The sequence below is a fragment of the Streptomyces viridosporus genome, assembly GCF_002078235.1.
In the GTDB taxonomy this organism is placed as follows: domain Bacteria; phylum Actinomycetota; class Actinomycetes; order Streptomycetales; family Streptomycetaceae; genus Streptomyces; species Streptomyces viridosporus.
Map to the genome: position 1 here is coordinate 11,221 of NZ_MSGP01000150.1, position 483 is coordinate 11,703.

Here is a 483-nt window from a genome sequence, read left to right on the forward strand (position 1 = left end):
GCGGCGAACGTGCTGCGCCAGTACGACGAGACGGAGGTCGCCGCCGTGTGGCGGCGGCTGTGCGCGCGGCTGGCGCCGGCCGACCCGGCGACGGGCTCGCGCGGCGGGCTGCTGGTCGAGGGGACCTGCGACGAGATCGGACGCCGGCACGTGTGGGTCGCCCTCGGCCCGGAGGGGCCGCGCACGGTCACCTTCGCGACCCGGCTGGGCTCGCTGCAGCGCCCCTCGGACCTGGCGGAACGCCTGCCGAAGGCGCTCATCCACCGCAACGTCCCCGGCGAGCCGGTGCACGCCTTCCTGCGCGACTTCGACCGCGCCTGGGCCGCCGCCGCGCCCTACGCCTCGTACGGCGCCCGGCAGCGCTGGATCCGGACGGTACGGGACCTCGCGGCCCACTGGCCGGTGACGGACGGGCCGGCGCGGTGGCGGCAGGGGGAGGTCACGGTGCGCTGGGAGGCGCTGGCCCCGCGGGGCTGACCCGGC

Annotated in this window: 1 pseudogene; it reads left to right on the forward strand. The window is 78.7% G+C overall.

The features are described 5' to 3' along the window. Positions 1 to 477 (forward strand): annotated as a pseudogene (locus B7L92_RS11785) (class I SAM-dependent methyltransferase); the annotation flags it as partial. Positions 478 to 483 lie beyond the last annotated feature (6 nt).